The sequence below is a fragment of the Blautia sp. Marseille-P3201T genome, assembly GCF_900120295.1.
GTDB lineage: Bacteria > Bacillota > Clostridia > Lachnospirales > Lachnospiraceae > Blautia.
Genome location: NZ_LT635470.1, coordinates 776,084 through 800,643, shown reverse-complemented (window position 1 = coordinate 800,643; position 24,560 = coordinate 776,084). Strand labels below are relative to the sequence as shown.

27 protein-coding genes and 1 tRNA gene are annotated in these 24,560 nt (G+C 39.3%); 22 read left to right on the top strand and 6 right to left on the bottom strand.

Annotated features, from left to right (window positions below):
* The first annotated feature begins 7 nt into the window (after positions 1–7).
* The 5 genes from BQ7352_RS12325 to BQ7352_RS12305 all read left to right on the top strand — a co-directional run bounded on the left by BQ7352_RS12325 (position 8) and on the right by BQ7352_RS12305 (position 4,892).
* The gene (locus tag BQ7352_RS12325; protein ID WP_072449505.1) at positions 8–1,915 is read left to right on the top strand and encodes an AAA family ATPase; all 1,908 of its coding nucleotides are present in this window, start codon (positions 8–10) and stop codon (positions 1,913–1,915) included.
* A gap of 102 nt (positions 1,916–2,017) precedes the next feature.
* Complete coding sequence (locus BQ7352_RS12320; RefSeq protein WP_072449504.1) at positions 2,018–2,221, top strand: excisionase; 204 nt, start codon at positions 2,018–2,020, stop codon at positions 2,219–2,221.
* Positions 2,222–2,307: 86 nt separating this feature from the next.
* On the top strand, positions 2,308–3,570 hold the full coding sequence (locus BQ7352_RS12315; RefSeq protein ID WP_072449503.1) for a tyrosine-type recombinase/integrase: 1,263 nt from the start codon (positions 2,308–2,310) through the stop codon (positions 3,568–3,570).
* Between the two features lie 160 nt (positions 3,571–3,730).
* Positions 3,731–4,204 carry a low molecular weight protein-tyrosine-phosphatase gene (locus BQ7352_RS12310; RefSeq protein WP_072449502.1) on the top strand — a complete coding sequence of 158 codons (474 nt, stop codon included), beginning with the start codon at positions 3,731–3,733 and terminating at the stop codon, positions 4,202–4,204.
* 19 nt (positions 4,205–4,223) lie between these two features.
* Positions 4,224–4,892, top strand: a complete 669-nt coding sequence (locus BQ7352_RS12305) for a Crp/Fnr family transcriptional regulator (protein ID WP_072449501.1) — start codon at positions 4,224–4,226, stop codon at positions 4,890–4,892.
* A 108-nt stretch (positions 4,893–5,000) separates the two neighbouring features.
* On the opposite strand, the gene trxA is transcribed toward BQ7352_RS12305, so the two are convergent.
* Positions 5,001–5,309: a thioredoxin gene (trxA, locus tag BQ7352_RS12300; RefSeq protein ID WP_072449500.1), complete on the bottom strand. Its 309-nt coding sequence runs from the start codon at positions 5,307–5,309 to the stop codon at positions 5,001–5,003.
* Positions 5,310–5,338: 29 nt separating this feature from the next.
* On the bottom strand, positions 5,339–6,211 hold the full coding sequence (locus BQ7352_RS12295) for an NAD(P)/FAD-dependent oxidoreductase (RefSeq protein ID WP_330390465.1): 873 nt from the start codon (positions 6,209–6,211) through the stop codon (positions 5,339–5,341).
* 400 nt (positions 6,212–6,611) lie between these two features.
* Here BQ7352_RS12295 and BQ7352_RS12290 point away from each other — a divergent pair, with 400 nt between their 5' ends.
* From BQ7352_RS12290 to ilvC, 10 genes are all read left to right on the top strand, one after another.
* Positions 6,612–7,292, top strand: a complete 681-nt coding sequence (locus BQ7352_RS12290) for a F0F1 ATP synthase subunit A (RefSeq protein WP_072449499.1) — start codon at positions 6,612–6,614, stop codon at positions 7,290–7,292.
* Positions 7,293–7,319: 27 nt separating this feature from the next.
* A complete protein-coding gene (gene atpE / locus BQ7352_RS12285) occupies positions 7,320–7,532 on the top strand; it encodes an ATP synthase F0 subunit C (RefSeq protein ID WP_003019255.1) in 213 nt (70 codons plus the stop codon).
* Positions 7,533–7,560: 28 nt separating this feature from the next.
* Positions 7,561–8,061, top strand: coding sequence for a F0F1 ATP synthase subunit B (gene atpF, locus BQ7352_RS12280; protein ID WP_003019254.1), 501 nt, complete (start codon positions 7,561–7,563; stop codon positions 8,059–8,061).
* The gene (atpH, locus tag BQ7352_RS12275; protein WP_072449498.1) at positions 8,042–8,545 is read left to right on the top strand and encodes an ATP synthase F1 subunit delta; all 504 of its coding nucleotides are present in this window, start codon (positions 8,042–8,044) and stop codon (positions 8,543–8,545) included. Before atpF ends, atpH begins: the two co-directional genes overlap by 20 nt.
* A 5-nt stretch (positions 8,546–8,550) precedes the next feature.
* Positions 8,551–10,059 carry a F0F1 ATP synthase subunit alpha gene (gene atpA, locus BQ7352_RS12270; protein WP_072449497.1) on the top strand — a complete coding sequence of 503 codons (1,509 nt, stop codon included), beginning with the start codon at positions 8,551–8,553 and terminating at the stop codon, positions 10,057–10,059.
* 4 nt (positions 10,060–10,063) lie between these two features.
* Complete coding sequence (gene atpG, locus BQ7352_RS12265) at positions 10,064–10,957, top strand: ATP synthase F1 subunit gamma (protein WP_072449496.1); 894 nt, start codon at positions 10,064–10,066, stop codon at positions 10,955–10,957.
* Between the two features lie 20 nt (positions 10,958–10,977).
* Positions 10,978–12,366 carry a F0F1 ATP synthase subunit beta gene (atpD, locus tag BQ7352_RS12260; protein ID WP_072449495.1) on the top strand — a complete coding sequence of 463 codons (1,389 nt, stop codon included), beginning with the start codon at positions 10,978–10,980 and terminating at the stop codon, positions 12,364–12,366.
* A gap of 19 nt (positions 12,367–12,385) precedes the next feature.
* Entirely contained in the window at positions 12,386–12,796 is a 411-nt protein-coding gene (gene atpC, locus BQ7352_RS12255) for an ATP synthase F1 subunit epsilon (protein ID WP_072449494.1), read from the top strand.
* 203 nt (positions 12,797–12,999) lie between these two features.
* Complete coding sequence (ilvN, locus tag BQ7352_RS12250; protein WP_072449493.1) at positions 13,000–13,518, top strand: acetolactate synthase small subunit; 519 nt, start codon at positions 13,000–13,002, stop codon at positions 13,516–13,518.
* A gap of 50 nt (positions 13,519–13,568) precedes the next feature.
* Positions 13,569–14,582 (top strand): ketol-acid reductoisomerase, encoded by a 1,014-nt coding sequence (gene ilvC / locus BQ7352_RS12245; protein WP_009247283.1) that lies wholly within the window; start codon positions 13,569–13,571, stop codon positions 14,580–14,582.
* A gap of 41 nt (positions 14,583–14,623) precedes the next feature.
* Here ilvC and BQ7352_RS12240 read toward each other — a convergent pair whose 3' ends face one another.
* Entirely contained in the window at positions 14,624–15,523 is a 900-nt protein-coding gene (locus BQ7352_RS12240) for a LysR family transcriptional regulator (RefSeq protein ID WP_072449492.1), read from the bottom strand.
* A gap of 121 nt (positions 15,524–15,644) precedes the next feature.
* Between BQ7352_RS12240 and leuC the strand changes: the two genes are divergently transcribed.
* From leuC to BQ7352_RS12225, 3 genes are all read left to right on the top strand, one after another.
* A complete protein-coding gene (gene leuC, locus BQ7352_RS12235) occupies positions 15,645–16,913 on the top strand; it encodes a 3-isopropylmalate dehydratase large subunit (protein ID WP_072449491.1) in 1,269 nt (422 codons plus the stop codon).
* Positions 16,914–16,917: 4 nt separating this feature from the next.
* Positions 16,918–17,406 (top strand): 3-isopropylmalate dehydratase small subunit, encoded by a 489-nt coding sequence (gene leuD / locus BQ7352_RS12230; RefSeq protein WP_072449490.1) that lies wholly within the window; start codon positions 16,918–16,920, stop codon positions 17,404–17,406.
* A 112-nt stretch (positions 17,407–17,518) separates the two neighbouring features.
* Positions 17,519–18,919, top strand: coding sequence for a phospholipase D-like domain-containing protein (locus tag BQ7352_RS12225; RefSeq protein WP_143143409.1), 1,401 nt, complete (start codon positions 17,519–17,521; stop codon positions 18,917–18,919).
* Between the two features lie 131 nt (positions 18,920–19,050).
* Here the strand turns inward: BQ7352_RS12225 and BQ7352_RS12220 are convergent.
* From BQ7352_RS12220 to BQ7352_RS12210, 3 genes are all read right to left on the bottom strand, one after another.
* Positions 19,051–19,124: transfer RNA gene (locus BQ7352_RS12220), tRNA-Pro, on the bottom strand.
* 331 nt (positions 19,125–19,455) lie between these two features.
* On the bottom strand, positions 19,456–19,827 hold the full coding sequence (locus BQ7352_RS12215; RefSeq protein WP_072449488.1) for a PBECR3 domain-containing polyvalent protein: 372 nt from the start codon (positions 19,825–19,827) through the stop codon (positions 19,456–19,458).
* A gap of 131 nt (positions 19,828–19,958) precedes the next feature.
* Entirely contained in the window at positions 19,959–20,510 is a 552-nt protein-coding gene (locus tag BQ7352_RS12210; protein WP_072449487.1) for a helix-turn-helix domain-containing protein, read from the bottom strand.
* A gap of 239 nt (positions 20,511–20,749) precedes the next feature.
* On the opposite strand from BQ7352_RS12210, the gene BQ7352_RS12205 reads away from it, so the two are divergent.
* The 4 genes from BQ7352_RS12205 to BQ7352_RS12190 all read left to right on the top strand — a co-directional run bounded on the left by BQ7352_RS12205 (position 20,750) and on the right by BQ7352_RS12190 (position 24,406).
* Complete coding sequence (locus tag BQ7352_RS12205; protein ID WP_072449486.1) at positions 20,750–21,124, top strand: GntR family transcriptional regulator; 375 nt, start codon at positions 20,750–20,752, stop codon at positions 21,122–21,124.
* Between the two features lie 139 nt (positions 21,125–21,263).
* On the top strand, positions 21,264–22,010 hold the full coding sequence (locus tag BQ7352_RS12200) for an ABC transporter ATP-binding protein (RefSeq protein WP_330390463.1): 747 nt from the start codon (positions 21,264–21,266) through the stop codon (positions 22,008–22,010).
* On the top strand, positions 22,007–22,663 hold the full coding sequence (locus tag BQ7352_RS12195) for a hypothetical protein (protein WP_072449485.1): 657 nt from the start codon (positions 22,007–22,009) through the stop codon (positions 22,661–22,663). The genes BQ7352_RS12200 and BQ7352_RS12195 overlap by 4 nt, the downstream gene beginning before the upstream one ends.
* Before the next feature lie 90 nt (positions 22,664–22,753).
* Positions 22,754–24,406 (top strand): 2-isopropylmalate synthase, encoded by a 1,653-nt coding sequence (locus tag BQ7352_RS12190; protein WP_072449484.1) that lies wholly within the window; start codon positions 22,754–22,756, stop codon positions 24,404–24,406.
* Positions 24,407–24,560: the final 154 nt, after the last annotated feature.

Sequence of the window (24,560 nt, the reverse complement as noted above, 5' to 3'; positions counted from 1 at the left end):
TTAGAAGATGGAAGAATATACAAGAGAACAGATTCAAAGAGCAGATGATACCGATTTATATGTTTTTCTTTCTGGGAGAGGAGAACAGTTCAAACGATGTGGAAAGGAATACCGATGGTTACGACATGATAGTGTGATGATCAACAAGAATGAATGGTATCGTTTTAGTCAGAATAAAGGTGGTCATGCCATCGATTTTATGAAAGAATTCTACGGTCTTTCTTTTGCAGAGGCAGTCAAAGAATTATTAGGAGAAGAGGGAGCTGGAGAAACCAACAGAAGAACGGCGAAGGAAGATGCAGGCAGACAGAAGGTCTGCCCCATCTCCTTGCCTGGATTGGAACTGCCAGAAAGAAATGAAAGCTGTGAGATTGCAAGGAAGTATCTGATTGAGCAGAGGAAACTATCGGAACAACTGGTAGATCAAATGATTGAAAAGGGGAATATTTATGAAAGTAAAAACTATCACAATGTGGTGTTCGTTGGAAGAGATAAAGAACAGAATCCCAGATATGCAGCTATGCGGGGAACCGATGAGAACCGATATCGTGGGGAGGCAAGAGGTTCGGAAAAAGCCTATGGATTTGGCCATATAGGAACGGATGAAAAACTATTTGTGTTTGAATCTCCCATTGATCTTTTGTCTTATATCACTGCAGTTCCGGAAGACTGGGAAAAGCATAGTTATATTTCCCTGGGAGGATTGAGTGAAAAAGCAATGAAACGGATGTATACAGAATATCCTCATATCCATTCCATCTACTTGTGTCTGGATAATGATGAGCCTGGAAATGGGAGATGCAGGCAGTTTGTTTCTCTTATTCCGGAGGAACTGAGTGTGTACCGATTAGAACCGGTGAAGAAAGACTGGAATGAATGTCTGGCAGCAGAAGTTCCGGTAGAAAATATGGCAAAGCAGATGTGTTGGAGAGATGCCAGGGAAAAACCAGTTCCGGTCATGAAGATGTCAGAGGTTGAGAAAACGGTGGTCCAGTGGCTATGGTATCCATTCATTCCCTTTGGAAAGGTTACTTTGATCCAAGGGAATCCGGGAAAAGGAAAAACATGGCTTGCAATGGCAATCGCCGCATACTGTACCAACGGAAAGGAACTTCCCAATGCACTTCTCATAGAGCCCTTTAATGTGTTGTATCAAACAGCAGAGGATGGAATAGCAGATACCATTAAGCCTAGATTAGCAAAATGTGGTGCAGATATGACAAGGGTGCGATTCATCAATGAAGAAGAAAAACAGCTTTCTATGACGGATGATCGGATTGAAAAAGCTATCCGCCAGAACAATGTACGCCTCATGATCATGGATCCCATACAGGCTTATCTGGGAGCCAATGTTGATATGAACCGGGCAAATGAGATCCGTCCCTTATTTCGACATCTCAGTACGATTGCAGAGAGAACTGGATGTGCCATTGTTCTCATTGGACATTTGAATAAGTCATCGGGAAGTCAGAGCGATTACCGTTCCCTGGGATCCATTGATATCGCAGCGGCAGTACGAAGCATCTTATTTGTAGAAAAGGTGGAAAAAGAGAAGGAACAGGATATCCGAGTGGTATATCAGCAAAAGGATTCTCTTGCTAAGAAGGAAAATCCGGTAGCGTTTTCTTTAGGAGAAGAAGGCTTAAAATGGTTAGGAGAATACGATATATCCATTGAAGATCTGCTGATGGGGAAAGCAGGAACGAAAAAGGAAACGAAACTGGAAAAGGCACAGAAGTTGATCCTAGAATTATTGAGCAAACGGAAAATGATGTGTTTAGAAGAATTAGAGGCAGAACTGCTAGCCTATGGGATTTCTTCCAGAACAGGAAGAGATGCAAGAAAGCAATTGGAAAGTAGATTAAGCTATGACTGGTGTCAGGGAAGAAAAACAGTTGCATTAACAACAGAATAAAAGATGACATTGGCAAAAAAATACTTTGGCATTGGCAGTCTTTATAGATACCTTTGCCAGCCGCCAATGTCAAAAACAAAGATAATAGAAGGAGGCATACAAATGACAAGTTATGATATACCTTATTGGAAGAAGTATACATTATCCATTGAAGAGGCAGCATCCTATTTTCGTATTGGAGAAGGAAAGCTTCGTAAGTTAGTCAGTGACAATCCAAATGCAGAGTATTTGCTTTGGAATGGGAATCGTGTACAGATAAAACGAACAAGATTTGAAAAATTTATTGATACACTCAGTGTGATATAAAATGAAATTTAAAAGAAGGAGGTGTTCGAATTAGGGGTTACATGATATACTAACAATATCATGTTGCGTCCCCTTGGAGGTAGGATATGATTTCAAAGAGACGTGATGATAAAGGCAGAGTTCTCCAGCAAGGAGAATGGCAGGAACCAAGTGGACGTTACCGCTATAAATATACAGATTCACTTGGTAAGCGTAAAATATTATATAGTTGGAGATTGACAGAAGCAGATAAGATGCCGGAAGGTAAACGGGCAGATCTTTCTCTCAGGGAAAAAGAAAGAAAAGTTCAGTCCTTACAGATGCAAGGGATTACAGGAAGTAACATTACAGTGCTTGAACTTGTGGAACGATATCTTTCCCTGAAAACAGGAGTAAAGCATAATACTTTAGCGAATTACAAATTTGTGGTGAATGTATTGAAAAAGGAAGAATTCGCTTATAAGAAAGTGGATGATGTGAAACTTTCTGACGCAAAGATTTTTCTGATAAAACTACAAAGAGATGGTAGAGGATATAGTTCCATTCATTCCATCAGAGGTGTTTTAAGACCTGCTTTTCAAATGGCTGTGGATGATGACTTGATTCTAAAAAATCCATTTGGATTTGAATTAGGTACAGTACTTGTTAATGACAGTCAGAAAAGACAAGCTGTTTCTCCGGAAGATGAAACTAAATTTCTTGATTTTGTAAAGAATGATCCGCATTATAATCAGTATTATGATGCATTTTATATCTTATTCAAGACAGGTCTTAGAATATCTGAATTTTGTGGACTTACTGTAAAAGACTTGGACTTTAAAGAAGATATTATCAATGTGAATCATCAGTTGCAAAGAACTCGAGAAATGAAGTATATCATCGTATCTACAAAGACAACAAGTGGTACTCGTTTACTTCCTATGGAATCGGATGTAAAAGAGGCATTTCTTCGGATCCTGAAGAATAGAAGAAAACCAAAGCGTGAGCCAATGGTAGACGGATATGGAGGATTTCTGTTTCTGGACAAGAATGGAAGGCCAATGGTTGCACTTCACTGGGAAAAGTACATGCAGCATGCAAGAGAAAAATATAATCGTGAACATTTGTTGCAATTGCCGCCAATTACTCCACATGTATGTAGGCATACTTATTGTACCAATATGGCCAATTCAGGGATGAATCCAAAGACGCTACAATATCTGATGGGACATTCGGATATATCTGTAACACTCAATATTTATACGCACACCGGCTATGATGATGCAAAGAAAGAACTTGCCAGATTAAAAGAAGCAAGGGATGAACTGGAAAAGAAAAAGTTTGTAACCCAAAAACATGCACAAATAACTCATGTAAGCCTTATTTCATAAGGAATTTGGGACTTTAAAAATAACCCATTTGTACCACAAATGCCCGAAAAAACATGAGAAAATACAAGAATTTATAAGAAAAAGAACCTTTCAAGAAAAAAATGCACAAAGGCTGAAAAGCCAGTATTTATAAGGCTTTGAGAGGATATGAGGAGATAAAATGGAGAAAATAAAGGTACTATTCATTTGCCACGGCAACATCTGCCGCAGCCCCATGGCTGAATTTGTTTTCAAAGACCTAGTCGAAAAATCCGGCTACGCCGCCCACTTTTTCGTTTCATCCGCTGCCACAAGCACAGAGGAAATCGGCAATCCGGTTCACCACGGAACCAGAAACAAGCTGGCGCAGTATCACATTTCCACAGCAGGTAAATATGCTGTTCAAATGAAAAAATCAGATTACGAAAAATATGATTATCTGATTGGAATGGATGATTGGAACATAAAAAATATAAACAGGATAATAGGACACGACCCTGAAAATAAAGTACATAAACTTTTAGATTTTACAGATAATCCAAGGGCTATTGCAGATCCGTGGTATACGGGGGATTTTGATAAAACTTACGAAGATGTGAAAGAAGGCTGCGAAGCATTTTTCGAATATTTAAAACAACAAGGCAAGATTTTTTAAAGGACAGGCAGGGATAAAAATGAATGAAAAAATAGAAAACGTATTAAAACAGCAAGAGTTTTGGGAAAAGCTTACAGAAGAACAGCAGAAGCTGGTTCTTCAAGAGTCCAGAGTCATGAGTTATGAAAACGGGGATTGTGTATATTCAGGAGCAAGAGAATGTCTGGGTGGGCTTTTAGTTTTAAATGGAAGTCTTAGGACGTATCTGTTATCTGATGAAGGAAAAGAGGTTACGATTTATCGTTTGCGGGAAGGTGATGTTTGTTTTCTGGCAGCGTCCTGTATTCTTTCTGCAATTACTTTTGACGTAGAGATAGAGGCTCAAGGTTCCACAGAGGTACTTCTTATTCCTGCCAGAATTCTTTCCAGGCTGACAAAGGAGAATATTTATCTGGAAAATTTTATGTATAAAGAAACTGCCAGACGTTTTTCAGATGTGGTGGAAGCTTTGCAGCAGCTGATGTTTTTAAGCCTTACACAGCGAATTGCTTCCTTTTTATTAGACGAGGCAGCGAAAAATAAGACATCCAGTATCACCATGACCCATGAAGAAATTGCAAAAATTATCGGGAGTGCAAGGGAAGCAGTCAGCCGGATTTTGAAACAGCTTGCAAAACAGGGATACATATCATTGAACAGAGGGGAAATAAAAATTGAAAGACGAGAAGAACTTTATAAACTTCTATAAAAATTTGTGGACGATGATAAAAAGATGACAGAAAAATGAGAGCTGCGGCAGGAAGGAACCTTACATCGCAGCTCTCGCTTTAGCAAAGTTATCAAATAGTAAATTAAATCATTTCAGTAAAGCTTCCAGCTGTTTTTTCGGAACAGCTCCCACAGATTTATCAGCGACCTGACCATTTTTAAATACCAGTACAGTAGGAATGTTCATAATACCGTATTGGGCAGCAAGGGAAGGTTCTGCGTCTACATCAATTTTTCCCACTTTGTGACGTCCGTTTGCTTCTTCTGCCAGTTCCTCAATAACCGGAGCCAGCATCTTGCAGGGCATACACCAGGTTGCCCAAAAATCAACCAGTACCGGTACGTCAGATTGTAACACTTCTTTTGCAAAATTTTCAGATGTAAATTCCATAGCCATAAGAATAGCCTCCTTTAAATATATAATTTTTATTTTGTTGACTTTAAATAATTGACAGCACATGTGCCTGCAAGTGCGCCTTCATATACAGCTTTTGCAATTTGCAGCATACCTCCGGTACAGTCTCCGGCTGCAAAGAGACCGGGCAGGGGAGTGCTGGTATCTGCTTCAATTAAAATATGATTATCTTCCATAAAAAGTCCCAGTTTTCTGGCAATGTCAGTGCTGTCGGCTGTTCCCAATGCAACGAACAGACCATCAAGAGGAAAGCAAGTATGGTCTTCCAGTTCCAGCTTTGAAAGAGAATTTTCTCCGTTTGCAGAGATGATTTTTCTCTTTTCTAATTGAATAGGGCCCAGTTCATTCAAGGAGAAATCAGGTTCTTTCCCGTTGGTTAATATAGTTACTTTTGCTGCAAGGGGCTCTAAAACTTTTGCCTCATGGAGTGCATAAGAGCCATTGCCAAGTACAGCAACTTCCTTTTGCCGATAGAAAAAGCCATCGCATACGGCACAGTAGCTGATACCGTTTCCTTCGTATTTTTTCAACTCTTTTAAAGAAAGCGTATTTCTTTTTGTACCTGTTGCCAGAATAAGCGCCTTGGTATGATAGGTATTTTCAGAGGTCTGTATGGTATATTCTCCATCATATGTGATTGAAAGCAATTCGTCTTTTAAAACAGGAACATCCAGAGCTTTTAATTGAGAAAGACCATTTTCATACAACTCTTTTCCTGAAATGGGAGCTGGAAGCCCGTAGTAATTTTCTATCTTTTCTGCCTTTTCTAAAGCACCATAGCCGTTGTGAATAACCAGTGGGGGAAAGCCCATACGTACTGCATATAAAGCGGCAGATACCCCGGCAGGACCGGCACCGGCTATAATAAGTTGTTGTATTTCCACTATCAGATACCTCCTTTTCTACTTTATTATAGCAAGCTGTGGCTGATATAAGCAATCCTCATAAGTATATGCATACATATTTTATCATATTTTACAAAAATAATAGAGGGTAAAATATAAAAATTATGCATTTTTTAAGTGGTAGAACCAGTATATACCGAATGGTATAAAAAACCATGGAAATTTTTACAAAAACAAAGAAAAACATCAAAAATCTACAAGAAAAATTGACGAAAACTTTCTCTTTTTTATGAAAAAACCAAAGATTGACAAATGAAATGATTAGCAGTAATGTGTTAAAAGCAATTTAATAAGAAGACACAAAAACACGTGCCGATTTCTGTTTTATTGCTCACAGCGACAATAGAAAAGAGAAAGGGAGGAATGTCTTACGAACAATATTGCGGAAAGAATTACGGAAGAACTTCAATGCGAAACCGTGTTCAATATTCCGATTTTTGGTGGAATTCCGGTAGGTGAGTCCGTGGTAGTTACATGGATTATTATGGCAGCATTAACCATCCTGTCGATTATACTTGTTCGGAATTTGAAAGTGGAAAATCCGGGAAGAAAGCAGTTGGCATTAGAAGCATCTATTGGTTTTCTGAACGACTTTTTCACAGACATTCTGGGGGAGGAAGGAAAGCGGTACATACCGTATCTGATTTCTACGGCGCTCTATATCGGGGTAGCCAATTTAATCGGACTTTTAGGCTTTAAACCTCCGACCAAGGATTTGAATGTGACAGCAGCATTGGCGCTTATGAGCGTATTTCTCATCTACTATTCCGGCTTCCATAAGAAGGGTGGAAAGGGATTTTTGAAAAGCTTTGCAGAGCCTATGCCTTTAGTAGCTCCAATCAACATCATGGAAATTGCAATCCGTCCTGTTTCATTATGTATGCGTTTATTCGGTAATGTAATTGGTTCGTTTGTAATTATGGAGCTGTTAAAAACGGTTATGCCGGTACTTTTACCCATTCCGTTTAGTTTGTACTTTGATGTGTTTGATGGTTTAATTCAGACATACGTATTTGTGTTTTTAACATCGCTCTTTGTAAAAGAGCAAATAGAAGATTAAATTTTATTTGAAAAGGAGAAATGAATTATGACAGCAGCAATTGGTGCAAGTATTGCAGTATTAACAGGTATCGGAGCAGGTTTAGGAATTGGTCATGCAACAGCAAAAGCAGTAGAAGCAATCGCAAGACAGCCGGAAGCAGAAAGCAAAATCAGCAAAGCATTACTTCTTGGTTGTGCGCTTGCAGAGGCAACAGCTATTTACGGTTTCGTTATCGGATTGTTAATCTTATTCTTATAATCAGCAGGGAAAGGCAGGTGCATGAAAGATGATGAGTCTTGGCTGGAACCTTGTCTGGACGATTATAAATCTGATTGTGCTTTATCTCTTAATGAAAAAATTCCTTATCGGTCCGGTACTGGGTATCATGGAAAAGAGAAAAGCGTGTATAGCAAAAGAGATGGAAGAAGCTCGTGTAAGCCGTGAAAAAGCCGAAGAACTGAAAGTACAGTATGAAAAATCTCTGGCAATGGCAAAAGAAGAGTCTTCTCAGATTTTGGAAAATGCAAAAACAGATGCAAGACAGGCAAGAGAAAGTATTGTAAAAAATGCCAACGATGAAGCGGCGAAGATTATCGAAGCTGCTCAAAATACTGCCCGTCAGGAACAGGAAAATGCCATGCAGGGAGCGAAAAAAGAGATTGCACAGCTCGCTATGCAGGCAGCAAAAAAATTACTTTTGGAAAAAAGTAATGAGAACAGCAATGATATGCTCTACGATAAATTTTTAGCAAAAGCAGGTGATGCAGATGACACAGACAGCTATTAATTATGGTAAGGTGCTTTATCAGTTAAATGTTCCAAAAGAAAGTATTTTGGAAACACAAAGGCTTTTAAAAGAAGTGCCTGAGCTTTCAAAAGCATTGGAAAATCCAACGATATCCTTTGAACAAAAACAGAGAGTTATCAGTAGAGTTTTTCCAAAGGAACTTCACAATTTCCTGTGTGTAGTTTGTAAATACAAGCATGCAGAGCTTTTAAACGAAATTTTTCAGGCATATCAGGAACATTACAATGAACAAAAGAACATATTATCTGCCACATTGTATTATGTAACGCCTCCAAAGGCAGAACAGTTGGAAGGAATTAAAAAATTCCTGAAAAAACAGTATCATACACAGGCAGTTGCTCTTAAACTGAAAGAGGATAAAAGCCTTGTAGGTGGATTTATTATTCGGACAAAAGACCACGAATATGATAACAGCTTAAAGGGCAGTATTCATGAATTACAACAAAAATTAATCTGGAGGTGAACGGTTTGAGTTCAATCAACTCAGAAGAAATTATTTCAATTTTGAAGGAAGAAATTGATAATTTCCACAGCACAGAAGGCGCAAAAGAAGTTGGAAACGTCATCTGGGTGGGGGATGGAATTGCAACTGTTTACGGAATAGACCATGCCATGTACGGCGAAATCGTAACCTTTGAAAATGGTGTAAAAGGAATGGTACAGGATATCAAGCGAAATGAAATCGGTGTCATTATCTTTGGCAAAGATACAGGGATTAAAGAAGGTACAAAGGTTGCACGTACAAAGAAAAGAGCAGGTGTTCCCGTAGGCGGAAATTTCATCGGAAGAATTGTGGATGCCTTAGGTGCGCCCATTGACGGAAAAGGCGAAATTCAAGCAGACGATTATCGCCCAATCGAGCAGGAAGCGCCGGGAATTATTGACAGAAAATCAGTATCCGTACCAATGGAAACAGGTATTCTGGCAATCGACTCCATGTTCCCAATCGGACGTGGACAGCGAGAATTGATTATCGGTGATCGTCAGACAGGTAAAACTTCCATTGCCATTGATACCATCTTGAACCAGAAGGGAAAAGATGTAATGTGTATCTATGTGGCAATCGGACAGAAAGCCTCTACGGTAGCAAAATTAGTAGGAACACTGGAAAAATACGGAGCAATGGAATATACTACGGTATTTTCCGCAACAGCAAGTGATTGTGCGCCTTTGCAGTACATTGTGCCATATTCCGGAACAGCGCTTGCAGAGTATTTTATGTATAAAGGAAAAGACGTACTGATTGTTTACGATGATTTATCAAAACACGCAGTTGCATATCGTGCCTTATCTCTGCTGTTAGAACGTTCACCGGGACGTGAGGCATATCCGGGTGACGTATTCTATCTTCATTCCAGACTGCTGGAGCGTTCCAGCCGTTTAAGTGAAGAAGCGGGAGGCGGTTCTATCACAGCCCTTCCGATTATTGAAACACAGGCAGGTGACGTATCTGCATACATCCCGACAAACGTTATTTCCATTACAGACGGACAGATTTTCCTTGAAAGTGATTTGTTCTTTGAAGGTGTTCGTCCGGCGGTAAATGTCGGTCTTTCTGTATCCCGTGTAGGTGGTGCGGCGCAGACAAAAGCTATGAAAAAAGCTTCCGGAAGTATGCGAATTGATTTAGCACAGTATCGAGAAATGCAGGTGTTCACACAGTTTTCTTCCGATTTAGATGAGACAACAAAGGCACAGTTGGACTATGGAAAATGTCTGATGGAGCTGTTAAAGCAGCCGTTATGCAGACCACTGGCTTCCCATGAACAGGTCATTACTCTGTGGGTAGCTACACATAAGCTTTTGACAGACATTCCGGTAAAAGAATTAAAGACATTCCAGATGGATATGCTGGAATATTTTGAGCAGAAGCATCCGGAAATCAAAGCAGAAATTCTGGAAACAAAGGTTCTTTCTGATGAACTGGGAGAAAAGATTTTAGAGGCAGCAAAGGAATTTAAGAACAGGAACAGGTGATAAAATGGCAAGTGCAAAAGAAATACAAAGTCGTATGAAAAGCATCCGGGATACCATGAAAATTACCAATGCCATGTATATGATTTCTTCTTCAAAGCTGAAAAGAGCAAAGAAGGTTCTTACTGATACAGAGCCGTATTTTTACTCTTTACAGGCTGCCATCGGACGTATTTTAAGACATACATCGGAGATTGAACACCGGTATTTTGACGAACGTACAGAGATTTTGCCGGAGGACAAGAAAATCGGTTATATCGTAGTAAGTGCGGACAAAGGACTGGCAGGTGCGTATAACCATAATGTCTTTAAACTGGCAGAAGAGGGTATGGAGAAGAAACAGCATACACAACTGTTTGTGCTGGGAGAGGTAGGAAGACAGTATTTTTATAAAAAAGACGTGTCTGTGGATACAAATTTCCGCTTTACAGTTCAGAAGCCTACCATGCACAGAGCCAGAGTCATCTCTGAAAAGATGATAGATATGTATTTAAAGGGCGAGCTCGACGAGGTACATATTATCTATACCCGTATGGCGAATGCAGCCTCAATGGTAGCGGAAAAGCAGCAGCTTTTACCGTTAAAGAAGGCTACCTTCGGTGCATCTGCACAGTTTTTGGTAGACACTCATCAGGAAGAAATTGAGATGGTTCCGTCAGCAGAAGAACTGCTGAATACCATTGTTCCAAACTATTTAAGCGGTATGATTTACGGCTGTCTGGTAGAGTCTTATGCCAGTGAGCATAATTCCCGTATGCAGGCAATGGATGCGGCAACCACCAGTGCCAAAGAGATGTTAAAAGATTTATCCATTAAATATAATCGTGTCAGACAGGCTGCCATTACACAGGAAATTACTGAGGTAATCAGCGGTGCAAAGGCACAGAAAAAGAAACAATAAAGGAAGGAGGTTTTTATACAATGAATAAAGGAAAAATTGTACAGGTTATGGGCCCCGTTGTAGACGTGGAATTCCAGGAGCAGGACCTTCCAAGCATTAAAGATGCGCTTACCGTAGAGCTGAACGGAAAAAAAGTGGTTATGGAGGTTGCACAGCATATAGGAAATCATACAGTACGTTGTATTATGCTGGCATCCAGTGACGGACTTTGCAAGGATATGGAAGTTACAGCAACAGGACAGGGGATTTCCGTACCGGTAGGAAAAGAAACACTGGGACGTTTATTCAATGTTTTAGGAGAAACCATTGATAAAGGAGAACAGCTTGATGATGCAGAGCACTGGGTTATTCACAGAGACCCTCCTGCATTTGATGAACAGAGTCCTGTTGTGGAAATTCTGGAAACAGGTATTAAAGTTATCGACTTATTGGCTCCTTATGCAAAGGGAGGTAAAATCGGTCTTTTCGGCGGCGCCGGAGTAGGTAAAACAGTTCTTATTCAGGAGCTTATCAGCAACATTGCAACAGAGCACGGCGGTTACTCCATCTTTACAGGAGTAGGAGAGCGTTCCAGAGAGGGAAATGACCTTTGGAGCGAAATGAAGGAGTCCGGTGTTCTGGAGAAAACAGCGCTGGTATTCGGACAGATGAATGAGCCGCCGGGAGCTCGTATGCGTGTTGCGGAGACAGGGCTTACCATGGCAGAATATTTCCGTGACAAAGAGCATCAGAACGTGCTTTTATTTATTGATAATATTTTCCGTTTTACACAGGCAGGTTCTGAGGTATCCGCTCTTTTAGGGCGTATGCCTTCTGCTGTTGGATACCAGCCTACGCTGGCTACGGAAATGGGCGAATTACAGGAGCGAATTGCTTCCACAAAGAATGGTTCTGTTACATCTGTACAGGCTGTTTATGTGCCTGCGGATGACTTAACTGACCCGGCTCCTGCTACAACCTTTGCCCATTTGGATGCGACAACTGTATTGTCCAGAAAGATTGTAGAACAGGGTATTTATCCTGCGGTTGACCCGTTGGAGTCCAGTTCTCGTATTCTGGAGGCAGATGTGGTTGGACAGGAACATTATGAAGTTGCCAGAAAGGTACAGGAGTATCTTCAGAAATATAAAGAATTGCAGGATATTATTGCTATTCTGGGTATGGAAGAGCTTTCTGATGAAGATAAGAAAGTCGTTGCCAGAGCCAGAAAATTGCAGAAATTCCTTTCCCAGCCATTCCATGTGGCAGAAGTATTCACCGGTATTCCGGGAAAATACGTACCGTTAAAAGAAACCATTCGTGGATTTAAGATGATTGTGGAAGGTGAAATGGATGATTATCCGGAAAACGCTTTCTTCAATGTAGGTACTATTGATGAAGTAATTGAAAAAGCAAAGCAGAATGCCTAGTCCAAAGGAGTGAGGAAAAATGGGAACATTTGGTTTAAATGTAATTGCCAGCGATAAAGATTTTTATCATGGCAGAGGTACAAGTATTTCACTCCCGGCAAAGGACGGAAGCATTACCATTTTAGCCCACCACGCAGATATGATGATAGCGATTGTTCCCGGAGAAATGCGTATTCGGACAGAAGACGGCACAGAGCATATTGCTATTGTGGGAGGCGGTTTTGCCCAGATTATCAATAACCGTGTGACGGTTTTGGCAGACAGTATAGAAAAGCCGGAGGATATTGACGTAAAACGTGCAAAAGAAGCGAAGGAAAGAGCGGAAGAGCAGCTTCGCCAGCAGCAGAGTATGCAGGAATACTATGTTTCCAAGGCATCTCTGGCAAGAGCGATGGCACGTATGAAAGCGGCAAGAGACAGAAGAATTTAAAAGATGAGGCTGTTGCATTAAGTGATATCGAGAATATTCCGATTTTGCTTAATGTGATGGTCTCATTTTTTTCATAACATCATTATTCACAGTTATGTATTACATACTAATTAGTTATAGCGTTCATATTGCATTGACAAAGCTTTTGATAGTTGGTAGAATGACAGCAAAAGTTAGCCAAAGGGCAGAGGAGAAGATGCTGTATGAACAAGAGAATATTGTCTATTCTGGTTGAAAATACAGCCGGCGTGCTGAGTAGAGTTTCAGGGCTGTTCAGTCGTCGGGGTTATAATATTGACAGCTTATCGGCAGGAATTACCACAGACCCCAATTATACCCGTATGACGGTGGTATGTAAGGGTGATGAGTTAATTCTGGAGCAGATAACACGACAGGTAGAGAAGCTGGAAGACGTTCTTTCTGTAAAAGTATTAAAAGATGAGCAAAGTGTTACCAGAGAGCTGATGCTGGTAAAAGTCAGAGTTTTGCCGGAGCAGCGGGCGGGGATTACAGCGATTGTAGATATTTTCAGAGCCAATATTATAGATGTGGGAAAAGAGTCTATGATTGTAGAGCTCACCGGAAATAAATCAAAGCTGGAAGCTTTTATAGACCTGCTTGATGGTTATGAAATTCTGGAAATAGCCAGAACCGGTATTGCCGGACTTTCAAGAGGCTCGGATGACATTTTCTACCTTTCAGAGGATGAAGAAGAGTTCTAAGTTTGTTAATCCCAACAACATTTTATTACATAAACAGGAGGAAGATACAGATGGCAGTAAAAATTTATTATCAGGAAGATTGTAATTTAGCTCTTTTAGAGGGAAAGACCATTGCGATTATCGGATACGGCAGTCAGGGACATGCTCACGCATTGAATTTAAAAGAGTCCGGCTGTAACGTAATTGTAGGTTTATACGAAGGCTCCAAATCTTGGGATAAGGCAGTAAAACAGGGATTTGAAGTTTATACAGCGGCAGAAGCAGCAAAAAAAGCCGATATTATCATGATTTTAATCAATGATGAAAAACAGGCAAAATTATATAAAGAAGACATTGAACCAAATCTGGAAGAAGGAAATATGCTGATGTTTGCTCATGGCTTTGCAATTCATTTCGGACAGATTAAACCACCGGCTTATGTAGACGTAACCATGATTGCGCCAAAAGCGCCGGGACATACTGTAAGAAGCGAATATCAGATTGGCAGAGGAACTCCATGTCTGGTAGCTGTTCAGCAGGACTACACAGGAAAGGCAAAAGAAAAAGCATTGGCTTACGCAGCAGGGCTGGGCGGAGCAAGAGCCGGAGTTTTGGAAACAACCTTTAAGGTAGAGACAGAAACAGACCTTTTCGGAGAGCAGGCAGTGCTTTGCGGCGGTGTTACAGCTCTTATGAAAGCAGGATTTGAAACCTTAGTAGAAGCAGGATATGCACCGGAAAACGCATATTTTGAATGTATCCATGAAATGAAGCTCATTGTAGATTTGATTTACGAAAGCGGATTTAAAGGAATGCGTTATTCTATTTCCAATACAGCAGAATTTGGTGATTACATCACAGGACCAAAGATTGTTACAGACGAGACAAAAAAAGCAATGAAACAGATTTTAGCAGATATTCAGGACGGAACATTTGCAAAGAACTGGATTTTGGAAAATCAGTCCGGATGTATGCACTTTGGCGCAATGAGAAGAAGAGAAGCAGAGCATCAGTTAGAAGAGGTTGGTGCAGAGCTTCGTAAGCTGTACAGCTGGAATGGAAAAGAAAAATTAATTGACAATTAATTATGAAAATTCCTATGAAATAAAACGAGGCACTTCTGAGTTTAATCAGAAGTGCTTTTTCTGTAAAAATTTATAAATTCTTTTGCTGCTTTGTTCTGCTCAATATTCTCAAGTAGAGCAAAGCCGATTTCTCTCCGGTTGATTGCTGTGGGAAGAGGAACTTCTATCAGAGAACCTTCTGCCAATTCTTTTTCTACAAATTGCCGTATGACACAGGCAATTCCCATACCGATTTTTGCAAATTCAATGAGTAAGTCCATGGTAGAAACCTCCAGCAGATTATCTGCTTCCATACGACAGGAGGCAAGATAGTCGTCAATATACTGTCGTGTCATATTTCCCTTGTTTAAAAGCATTAAGGTAGCAGACTGAAAAGGATTTTCTGAATAATCACTGCGCTTGGAAAGATGCTCCATGTAGGATTTTGTACATACAAAAATATCTTCGATTTCTCCCAATGAGTCAAAATGCGTATGATAGAGACGCTCCGGTTTCCCGATAAGCCCCAAATCAATTTTGTTTTCTTTTAAAAGCTGCAAGGTATGATTGGTGGACTGACATTCAATAGAAATACGAATGTGAGGGTGGGTTTCAATAAATTCCTTCAAATAAGGTAAAAGAACGTATTTGCACAGTGTAGTGGATACGCCAATATGTATGTGCCCGATGCCCAGCTCGTGAATTTTCTTGATTTGCGTTTCTCCTTTTTCCAAAGAGTAAAAGGCATTTTGAACGTAGTGATAGAGAAGTTCTCCTTCTTCCGTTAGCTGAACACCTCTGGAATTACGGGAAAAAAGAGAAACCTCTAAATTTTCCTCCAATTTGCGAATGGATTTGCTGATTGCAGGCTGGCTGATGTAAAGTCTGGCAGCAGCCTTTGAAATATTTCCTGTATTTGCCACTGTATAAAATACCCGATATAGGGAAAGGTTTTGATCCATATTTTTTGCTCCTTTGAAACTCATAAGTTTAAGTTATAGCTCTTATAGTCAATATGTATTTCTAGTATAACAAAGCCCATGCTAAAATGGCAATAGCAGAAATAAATCGGAGGTGGATTTTGTGGGAATGACAATGACACAAAAAATATTAGCAGCCCATGCAGGGCTTGAAAAAGTGGAAGCAGGACAGTTGATTGAGGCAGAATTGGATTTGGTGCTGGGCAATGATATCACTTCTCCTGTGGCAATTCACGAAATGGAAAAAATGAAAGCGGAAGGTGTCTTTCATAAAGATAAAATAGCATTGGTTATGGACCATTTTATTCCAAATAAAGATATTAAATCAGCAGAAAACTGTAAATGCGTAAGAGAATTTGCAGCCCGTCATGAGATTACGAACTATTTTGACGTAGGAGAAATGGGAATTGAGCATGCTCTTTTACCGGAAAGCGGTTTGACCGTGGCAGGAGATGCGATTATCGGAGCGGACTCTCATACCTGTACTTATGGAGCATTGGGAGCATTTTCTACCGGTGTGGGAAGTACGGATATGGCAGCGGCAATGGTAACAGGAAAAGCATGGTTTAAGGTTCCGTCTGCCATTCGTATCAATTTAATCGGAAAACCTTCCAAATGGGTAAGTGGAAAAGATGTTATTCTGCACCTGATTGGAAAAATCGGTGTTGACGGAGCATTGTATAAATCTCTGGAATTTACAGGAGAAGGTGTGAAAAATCTTTCCATGGATGACCGCTTTACCATTGCGAATATGGCGATTGAAGCAGGGGCAAAAAACGGTATTTTTCCGGTAGATGAAAAGACCGAGAAATATATGAAGGAACATTCCAAACGACCATATAAATGCTATGAGCCGGATGAGGATGCAGTTTATGATGAGGAATATACTATTGATTTAGGCAAATTAAGACCTACGGTGGCATTCCCGCATTTACCTTCCAATACGAAGACCATAGATGAAATACAGGATGATGTTATCATCGAGCAAGCGGTCATCGGTTCTTGTACAAACGGAAGAATTGACGATTTAAGATGTGCTGCTCAGATATTGAAAAATCGTAAGGTAAAAAAAGGCGTGCGCTGTATTATTATTCCTGCAACACAGAAAATTTATCTTCAGGCATTGGAAGAAGGATTGCTGAAAATCTTTATTGAAGCCGGAGCTGTGGTAAGCACGCCGACCTGCGGCCCGTGTTTGGGCGGTTATATGGGCATTTTGGCAGAGGGAGAACGCTGCATTTCTACAACAAACAGAAACTTTGTAGGAAGAATGGGACATGTGAAATCGGAAGTTTATCTTGCAAGTCCGGCAGTGGCAGCAGCCAGCGCCATAACAGGAAAAATTTCAAGTCCGGAAGAATTGGGGGAATAAAGAAATGAAAGTAAAAGGAAATGCTTTTAAATATGGAGACAACGTAGACACTGACGTAATTATTCCTGCCAGATACTTAAATTCATCAAAGGCAGAAGAATTGGCAGCTCATTGCATGGAAGATATTGATAAAAATTTTGTGAACGAGGTAAAAAAAGGCGATATTCTTGCGGCAAACAAAAATTTTGGCTGCGGTTCTTCAAGGGAACATGCGCCTATGGCAATTAAAGCCGCCGGCATAAGTTGTGTAATTGCGGAAACCTTTGCCCGTATTTTTTACAGAAATGCCATCAATATCGGACTCCCTATTGTAGAATGTCCAGAAGCGGCAAAAGATATTGAAAAAGGCGATGAGGTGGAAGTGGATTTTGATAACGGTATTATCCGTAATCTTTCCAAAGAGAAGGAATATCCAATTCAGCCGTTCCCTGAATTTATGCAGAGAATTATTGAAGCAGAAGGTCTTGTGAATTATATTATAAAGAATAAATGAAAAATCTTATATTTTTATAATGTGTGTTCCTGTTCTTGATTTCCGAGCATAAAGTAATTATACTTACCCTTTGAAGTGAAACACGGGGAATATTCAGATAGGAGTGAGTACAATCAAACACATAGGAAAAATTGTTGCAGTGTTTCTGGTTGCTTATGTGGGAGCTTTGACATTGCCCTATGTCGGGCACAAAAAGGTTTCCGGCAACATTAAGAAGGAATTTCAGGCAGAGGACTGTTACGGAGATACAAAAGGACAGGAGAGGGTTGCTTACATAAATGACAATGTAGAGGCATTAAAATATCGTTTGAAAATGATAAGCGAAGCAAAAGAAGAGGTGATTTTGTCCACCTTTGATTTTAATGCGGACAGCAGCGGAAAAGATGTGATGTGCGCTCTTTTAGAGGCGGCAGAGCGTGGCGTAAAAGTGAGAGTTATTGTAGACGGAGGAAACGGCTTTTTGGATATGAAAGTAAAATCCGCTGAGTGGTTTCAGGCTCTGGCATCTCACGAAAATATAGAAATACAGATTTACAATCCCGTGAATTTATTAAAGCCATGGAAGCTTCAGGCGAGGCTTCATGACAAGTACGTCATTGTAGATGATAAAATGTATCTTCTGGGCGGAAGAAATACCACCAATCTTTTCTTGGGAGATTACTCAGACAGCAAAAATATAGACAGAGAATTATTTGTATATAAAGAAGATGAAAATACCAAAGGTTCTATTTCTCAGCTGAAAAGCTATTTTGAAAGCGTGTGGAATTTAAAGGACAGCAAGGCGTATGAATGCAAAAAAGAAACAGAAGAGGTAAAACAGTGCCTTTCTGATTTGAAAAATCGTACGGAAAAAGTGAAGGAGCTGTATCCGGAGGCTTATGAGGAATGGAACTGGCAGGAGCTGACAGTAGACACCAATAAAGTAACACTTTTACAAAATCCCATAGAAGCAGAAAACAAAGAGCCGGTGATGTGGTACACTATTACAGAGCTGATGAAATCAGGAGATGAGGTAACTGTTTATACGCCGTATATTATTTGCGGAAAAGAGATGTACGAGGATTTGACACAGGTGTGTAAGGAAACAGAAAATGTAGAAATTATTACCAATGATGTTTCCAGCGGCGCAAATCCATGGGGCTGTACGGACTATCTCAATCAAAAGGAGAAAATCTGGGCAACCGGCGTACAGGTGTATGAATTTATGGGAAAACATTCCAGTCATACCAAGGCAGTGCTCATTGATGAGAGAATGAGCTTGGTAGGCTCTTATAATATGGATATGCGCAGCACTTATCAGGATACGGAGCTGATGCTGGCGGTAGACTCTGTTGCCCTAAACGAACAAATTCGGCAGGAAGCAGAGCAGGATAAGCTTGCCAGCCGTACCATGACAGAAAGCGGCGAATATGAGTATGGGCCGGAATATCAGGCTAAGGAAATGAGTACGGGAAAGAAGATTTTCTATGGTGTTCTGAGAGTGATTACGGTGCCGATAAGGAGATTTTTGTAATAAGATAGGTTGTGACAATAGTTGGGGCGGGATTTCTTAAATTCCGCTCCATAGCTGTATTTGAAGGTGTTTTTATGCTTGTATGGAAAAAATCAAATAAAAAACCCCTTGATTAACAAGGAGTTTAAATATCGGGGCAACAGGATTTGAACCTGCGACCTCACGGCCCCCAGCCGTGCGCGCTACCAAGCTACGCCATACCCCGCGACAAATGCTATTATATCAGATTTTTATAAAAAAGCAACTAAAAAATTCATTTATTCCAGTCATCTGGATGTTTTATAAGTTGTGTGGGCAGGTATATGATACTGTCAGAGTGATATAAAAACCTCATATTTCTGTGAGGTTTGATTTAATGTCTTATAGGAAATATGTCAAATATAAAAGCGGGCAATTAAGTTGCCCGCTGCTATTTGAATGAAATAGGTGGGGTGACATTCCCACATCTCCAACTAGGGTGACGGCCGCCTGTTCCGTCCTCTGCTTTCATTCAATATAGTTTATGCTTTTTACAACTTTATTATACAATCTTTTATTTATTTGTCAAGTTTTTTCAAAGTTCCTTTTTTAATGTATCGCTCGGCATTTGAGGTGCTCAGTAGATGTAGTGTTTTAGCATAACAATTACCATAGGTACTAATTTTAACGGCCACTCGAATATATTCATTTGCGGTTTTATATAGGCGAACAAATAAAATAGAGGAGTCATGTGGATTTTGTCCAATATAATCTGGTTTAGATATGATTTCTTCTATCTTATCAATGTATTTTTCGAATTCGTAAGGGTGGCGGGACTTTATGTGTTCTATATTGCTGTCTCCGATATAGATTGGTGTACCGACAGATACATTTAAGGTTAGCGTATCAATTATTTTTTGGGAGAATTCGCCTATTTTTCTTTGTGGCATAGGTATATCACCTCTTTTCTAAATAATACTAAAATGCTAATAGCGGATTAATTCATTTTTACTATATTAAGATATTTCGAAGTAAAGGTTCTATTTTTATGTTTGAGCTTCGTTTAGCAATTTTTCGTAATTTAACTAAATCCTTCTCGCTCTTCATTATACATTTTGATATTATCATCCTGATTTTTTTCTTTCGGGTTAAGGCTTCTATTGTTAACAGCGACAGGATCATATTTGATGGAAGAGTCGGACACACATAATAAAGAATTATTTGCTTCATAGGTGTTGTATTTTTCTTTAGTTTTTTTTAAAAGTTTATCATATGTACATATGCGTTTTTTTAAGGCTTCACGAGCCTCCGTATTTTGAAGTTCTCTTTCTAGAATTATTAAAACTGTTTCACGTCCATAGCCATCAAGTTTACGATATTTTTTGATTATAGTTTCAAATTCGTCTGGAGTTGAACTATCTTTGTAGAATTCTTGTATGTCGTCCTGATACAAGTAATTTGCATCACAGTGTAAGGCCTCAAAAAGTTTATACATAAGTTCAATTTTAGGAGAACTCACTTCATTTTCATAATTTGCGATAGCTCCTTTGGTAACACCGATTTTTTTTGCCAATTCTTCTTGTGTGATTTTATTTTTTATTCGAAGCTCTTTGATACGACTTCCTATACTCATAGTTGTACCTCCTTGTAAAATAAATATAGTAGTTGATGCTTAAGAAGTCAATGAAAAGTATAATAATATTGAGAATACATATAATTAAAACAAGAAAATTGAGAATATCTAAAACATACAGTAAATGCAGTATAAATATATTGACAAACTCCATAATCAGTGATATGGTTAATTACACAAGCAATTAACCAATAAACGCAAAACGAATAGAGCAGTATAAGTAACAGGAGGTGAAAAGGTTGCAGGAGCTTTTCAATCAGGAAAAATCCATTTACATTCAGATTAAGGAAATGCTGGAAAGGGATATCTTAAAGGACATTATACTGGAGGAGGAGAAAATTCCCAGTACAAATGAGCTGGCAAAGCTTTATGCCATCAATCCGGCAACGGCGGCAAAAGGCGTAAATCTTTTGGTAGATGAGGGAATTTTATACAAGAAAAGGGGGATTGGAATGTTTGTAGCAGCAGGGGCAAAGGAAGCCATTAAAAAGAAAAAAAGAGAACATTTTTTTGAAGATTATATTAAAGACATGCTGACAGAAGCCGCCAGTCTGGGAATTACAAAGAAAGATCTAATCGAGATGATTACTACAAATAAAGGAGATGAAAAATAATGAAGGAAGGAAAATTGGAGTGTAAAGGACTTACGAAAAAATACAGCAAAAAAGAAGTTTTACATAATGTAAATCTGGAGCTGGAAAAAGGCAAATTTATGGATTAATTGGGAGGAACGGAGCAGGTAAGACTACGTTATTGTCCATTTTTTCTGCTCAAAATCCTGCCTCAGAGGGAGAAATATTGTTAAACGGAGAACCTGTCTGGGAGAATAAAGAAGCTTTAAAACACATTTACTTTGCAAGAGAAATCAATGCAGCAGCATCTTCTGTAATCTCAGGATTTAAGGTAAAGGAATATTTAAAAATTGCTTCGGAATATTTGCCTAATTGGGATAAAGAGCTGGCAGAGGAACTAATCAAGTTATTTCACTTGGATAAGAAAAAGCGGATTGTTAAGCTTTCCAAGGGAATGACCTCCATGCTCACCATTGTGGTTGCGCTGGCAAGCAAGGCGGAATTTACCTTCTTAGATGAACCTGTGGCAGGTCTGGACGTGGTAGCAAGAGAGCGGTTTTACCGGATTTTACTGGATGAATTTACAGAAAGCGGCAGAACTTTTGTAATTTCTACCCATATTATTGAGGAGGCCGAGGATTTGTTTGAAGAAGTTATTTTCCTTCATAAAGGAGAAATCCTTTTAAAAGAAAATACACAAGAGCTTCTGGAGCATACAGCCTATATCAGCGGAAAAGCAGAAGAGGTAGAAGAATTTATAAAAGGAAAACAAGTATATGGGCTGGAAAAGATAGGCAGAAGCAAGGGCGGTATGGTTCGTTGGAGTGAAGGGGAAGAACCGGAAGCAACGGAAGATATTACCCTTCAAAAAATGCACTTACAGAAAATATTTATTTCTCTTTGCGGCAGAGAGGATGATGTGGAATGAAAAAATATGGTGTTTTAGGAAGAGTGTGGGAAAACGTTGTAATAACAGTTGGTTTGTCATTGACAATGATGGTTATAAGAGAAATCAAGCAGGGAAGGTTTTATCAGGGACACAGATTAGAAGCATTGATAGAAGATTTCAGCGGCATCTTGTTACTTGTAGGGATACTGATAACTACTCTTCAGTTAATGTATGGGTATTATGCTGTTGAAAGGCAAAAAATTTCTTTCGGATATACAAGAAAAAGATGCTTTCTTGAGATGCAAGAGATAAAGTGCATCAGTACAGCAGTCATTTTTGCCATCCATATTTTGCTTAATCTTCGGCAAATGAATTTTGAATATTGGAAAAAAGTAATCTGGATTGTGGGAATTTGTCTCATAGCCCAGTCCGTAGGGGAGCTGACATCCGTTTTTCAGATGAGAAATACATGGTTTTCCATGGTAATTTTGACGATTGTCTCTGCTTTTATGGGATTTACAGTAGGATATGGAGTGATAAGTGTTATAAACGGAGAAAAAGGAGAAGGTTCTTTTTCCGTAGAAATTTTTGAACAGGCGCCTGTTTTTTACAGTGGTATTTTTGTTGTAGGAATACTGTGTCTAATCGGAATATCATGGAAATTATGGAAGAAAGCAGAAGTATCGATATAGGAAAGGAGGCACAAAATTATTGACGGCTTCACTTTAAAGTGATATTGTATTAAGAAAATATTTCTTTATGTAAAGGGAAGGAGTCAGAAAATGAATTATCGCAAATATAAAAGACAGTATTTTCTTCCACCTGTGAAGTGTATGGATTGGACAGAAAAAGATTATGTAGAAAAAGCCCCGGTGTGGTGCAGCGTAGACTTACGTGATGGAAATCAGGCACTTGTAATTCCTATGAATTTACAGCAGAAAATAGAATTTTTTAAACTCCTTACAAAAATAGGATTTAAGGAAATTGAGGTGGGATTTCCGGCAGCTTCAGAAACAGAGTATACATTTATCCGCACTTTAATTGAAGAAAATTTAATTCCCGATGATGTTACCATTCAGGTTTTAACACAGGCAAGGGAACATATTATAAAAAAGACTTTTGAAGCTGTAAAGGGAGCGAAAAATGTAATTATTCATGTATATAATTCCACTTCCCTGGCACAGAGAGAACAGGTTTTTAAAAAGAGTAAAGAGGAAATTTTAGAAATAGCTGTAAAAGGTGCACAGCTTTTAAAGGATTTGACAGAACAGGCAGGAGAAAATTACCGTTTTGAATACAGTCCGGAGAGCTTTACAGGCACAGAGCCGGAATATGCGCTGGAAGTGTGCAATGCGGTGCTTGATATATGGAAACCTCAAAGTGACAGAAAAGCAATTATCAATCTGCCGGTTACTGTTCAACATTCTATGCCTCATGTTTATGCAAGTCAGGTAGAATATATATGTAAAAATATAAAATACAGAGAAAATGTGGTGATTTCTCTTCATCCACATAATGACAGGGGCTGTGGTGTGGCAGATGCAGAAATGGGACTTCTGGCAGGTGCAGACCGTATCGAAGGTACACTTTTTGGAAATGGTGAACGTACCGGAAATGCAGATATTGTTACAATTGCTTTAAATATGTATGCACAGGGGGTTTGTCCTGAACTGGATTTCTCAGACATGACAGAAATCTGTGAAAAATACGAAGGATTTACAGGAATGAAAATCAATGAGAGAAGTCCTTACAGTGGAGAATTGGTTTTTGCAGCGTTTTCCGGCTCCCATCAGGACGCTATTGCAAAAGGTATGCATTGGCAGGATGAAAAACATCCGGAGCATTGGACAGTGCCTTATCTTCCTATTGATCCTTCTGATTTAGGACGTAACTATGATGCTGATGTAATCCGCATTAACAGTCAGTCAGGAAAAGGCGGAGTCGGTTATATTTTGGAAACAAAATTTGGATTAAATCTTCCTCCTAAGATGCGGGAGGCAATGGGATATACGGCAAAGGCAGTATCTGACCACAGACAGAAAGAACTTTTACCGGAAGAAATTTTTGAATTGTTTAAGAAAACCTTTGAAAATACAAGTTCTCCATTGACAGTAGAAGAAACTCATTTTGAAAAAGTAGAAAATGGCGTAGTCGCAGAAATTAAATCAAGTTTCAACCAGAAGCCAATTTCTATAAAAGCATCTGGAAATGGAAGTTTAAATGCGGTGAGCAATGCGCTGAAAAAAGCTTATGGCTTCCAGTACGAAGTGGTTACTTATCAGGAACATGCATTAGAAAAAAGCTCTCATGCAAGAGCCATTGCTTATGTGGGAATTCAGAAGCCAGATGGCACTTTAGCCTGGGGAGCCGGTGTACATGAAGATATTATTCATGCATCTATTGATGCGTTGGTTGCAGCAATAAATAATCGTTAAACCTATACAATATTCATAAAAATCATAGAGAAATACTGGGAAGAAATCGTGCAAGACCCTGAAGAAGATAGGGATAACTTGACTTTAGAGCAAAGTTTCGCTTATAATTTATTTCAATGAGATATTTTGTAAGAGAAAATAAGGACTTACTAAA

Excerpts from the sequence above, each read along its gene's own strand:
- atpG (WP_072449496.1), top strand. The coding sequence starts at position 10,064 with ATGGCAAGTGCAAAAGAAATACAAAGTCGTATGAAAAGCATCCGGGAT.
- BQ7352_RS12325 (WP_072449505.1), top strand. The coding sequence starts at position 8 with ATGGAAGAATATACAAGAGAACAGATTCAAAGAGCAGATGATACCGAT.
- atpH (WP_072449498.1), top strand. The coding sequence starts at position 8,042 with ATGACACAGACAGCTATTAATTATGGTAAGGTGCTTTATCAGTTAAAT.
- BQ7352_RS12195 (WP_072449485.1), top strand. The coding sequence starts at position 22,007 with ATGAAAAAATATGGTGTTTTAGGAAGAGTGTGGGAAAACGTTGTAATA.
- ilvC (WP_009247283.1), top strand. The coding sequence starts at position 13,569 with ATGGCAGTAAAAATTTATTATCAGGAAGATTGTAATTTAGCTCTTTTA.
- atpF (WP_003019254.1), top strand. The coding sequence starts at position 7,561 with ATGATGAGTCTTGGCTGGAACCTTGTCTGGACGATTATAAATCTGATT.
- BQ7352_RS12315 (WP_072449503.1), top strand. The coding sequence starts at position 2,308 with ATGATTTCAAAGAGACGTGATGATAAAGGCAGAGTTCTCCAGCAAGGA.
- BQ7352_RS12210 (WP_072449487.1), bottom strand. The coding sequence starts at position 20,510 with ATGAGTATAGGAAGTCGTATCAAAGAGCTTCGAATAAAAAATAAAATC.
- ilvN (WP_072449493.1), top strand. The coding sequence starts at position 13,000 with ATGAACAAGAGAATATTGTCTATTCTGGTTGAAAATACAGCCGGCGTG.
- BQ7352_RS12320 (WP_072449504.1), top strand. The coding sequence starts at position 2,018 with ATGACAAGTTATGATATACCTTATTGGAAGAAGTATACATTATCCATT.
- atpC (WP_072449494.1), top strand. The coding sequence starts at position 12,386 with ATGGGAACATTTGGTTTAAATGTAATTGCCAGCGATAAAGATTTTTAT.
- BQ7352_RS12305 (WP_072449501.1), top strand. The coding sequence starts at position 4,224 with ATGAATGAAAAAATAGAAAACGTATTAAAACAGCAAGAGTTTTGGGAA.
- BQ7352_RS12310 (WP_072449502.1), top strand. The coding sequence starts at position 3,731 with ATGGAGAAAATAAAGGTACTATTCATTTGCCACGGCAACATCTGCCGC.
- atpD (WP_072449495.1), top strand. The coding sequence starts at position 10,978 with ATGAATAAAGGAAAAATTGTACAGGTTATGGGCCCCGTTGTAGACGTG.
- trxA (WP_072449500.1), bottom strand. The coding sequence starts at position 5,309 with ATGGCTATGGAATTTACATCTGAAAATTTTGCAAAAGAAGTGTTACAA.
- atpE (WP_003019255.1), top strand. The coding sequence starts at position 7,320 with ATGACAGCAGCAATTGGTGCAAGTATTGCAGTATTAACAGGTATCGGA.
- leuD (WP_072449490.1), top strand. The coding sequence starts at position 16,918 with ATGAAAGTAAAAGGAAATGCTTTTAAATATGGAGACAACGTAGACACT.
- BQ7352_RS12240 (WP_072449492.1), bottom strand. The coding sequence starts at position 15,523 with ATGGATCAAAACCTTTCCCTATATCGGGTATTTTATACAGTGGCAAAT.
- BQ7352_RS12190 (WP_072449484.1), top strand. The coding sequence starts at position 22,754 with ATGAATTATCGCAAATATAAAAGACAGTATTTTCTTCCACCTGTGAAG.
- BQ7352_RS12215 (WP_072449488.1), bottom strand. The coding sequence starts at position 19,827 with ATGCCACAAAGAAAAATAGGCGAATTCTCCCAAAAAATAATTGATACG.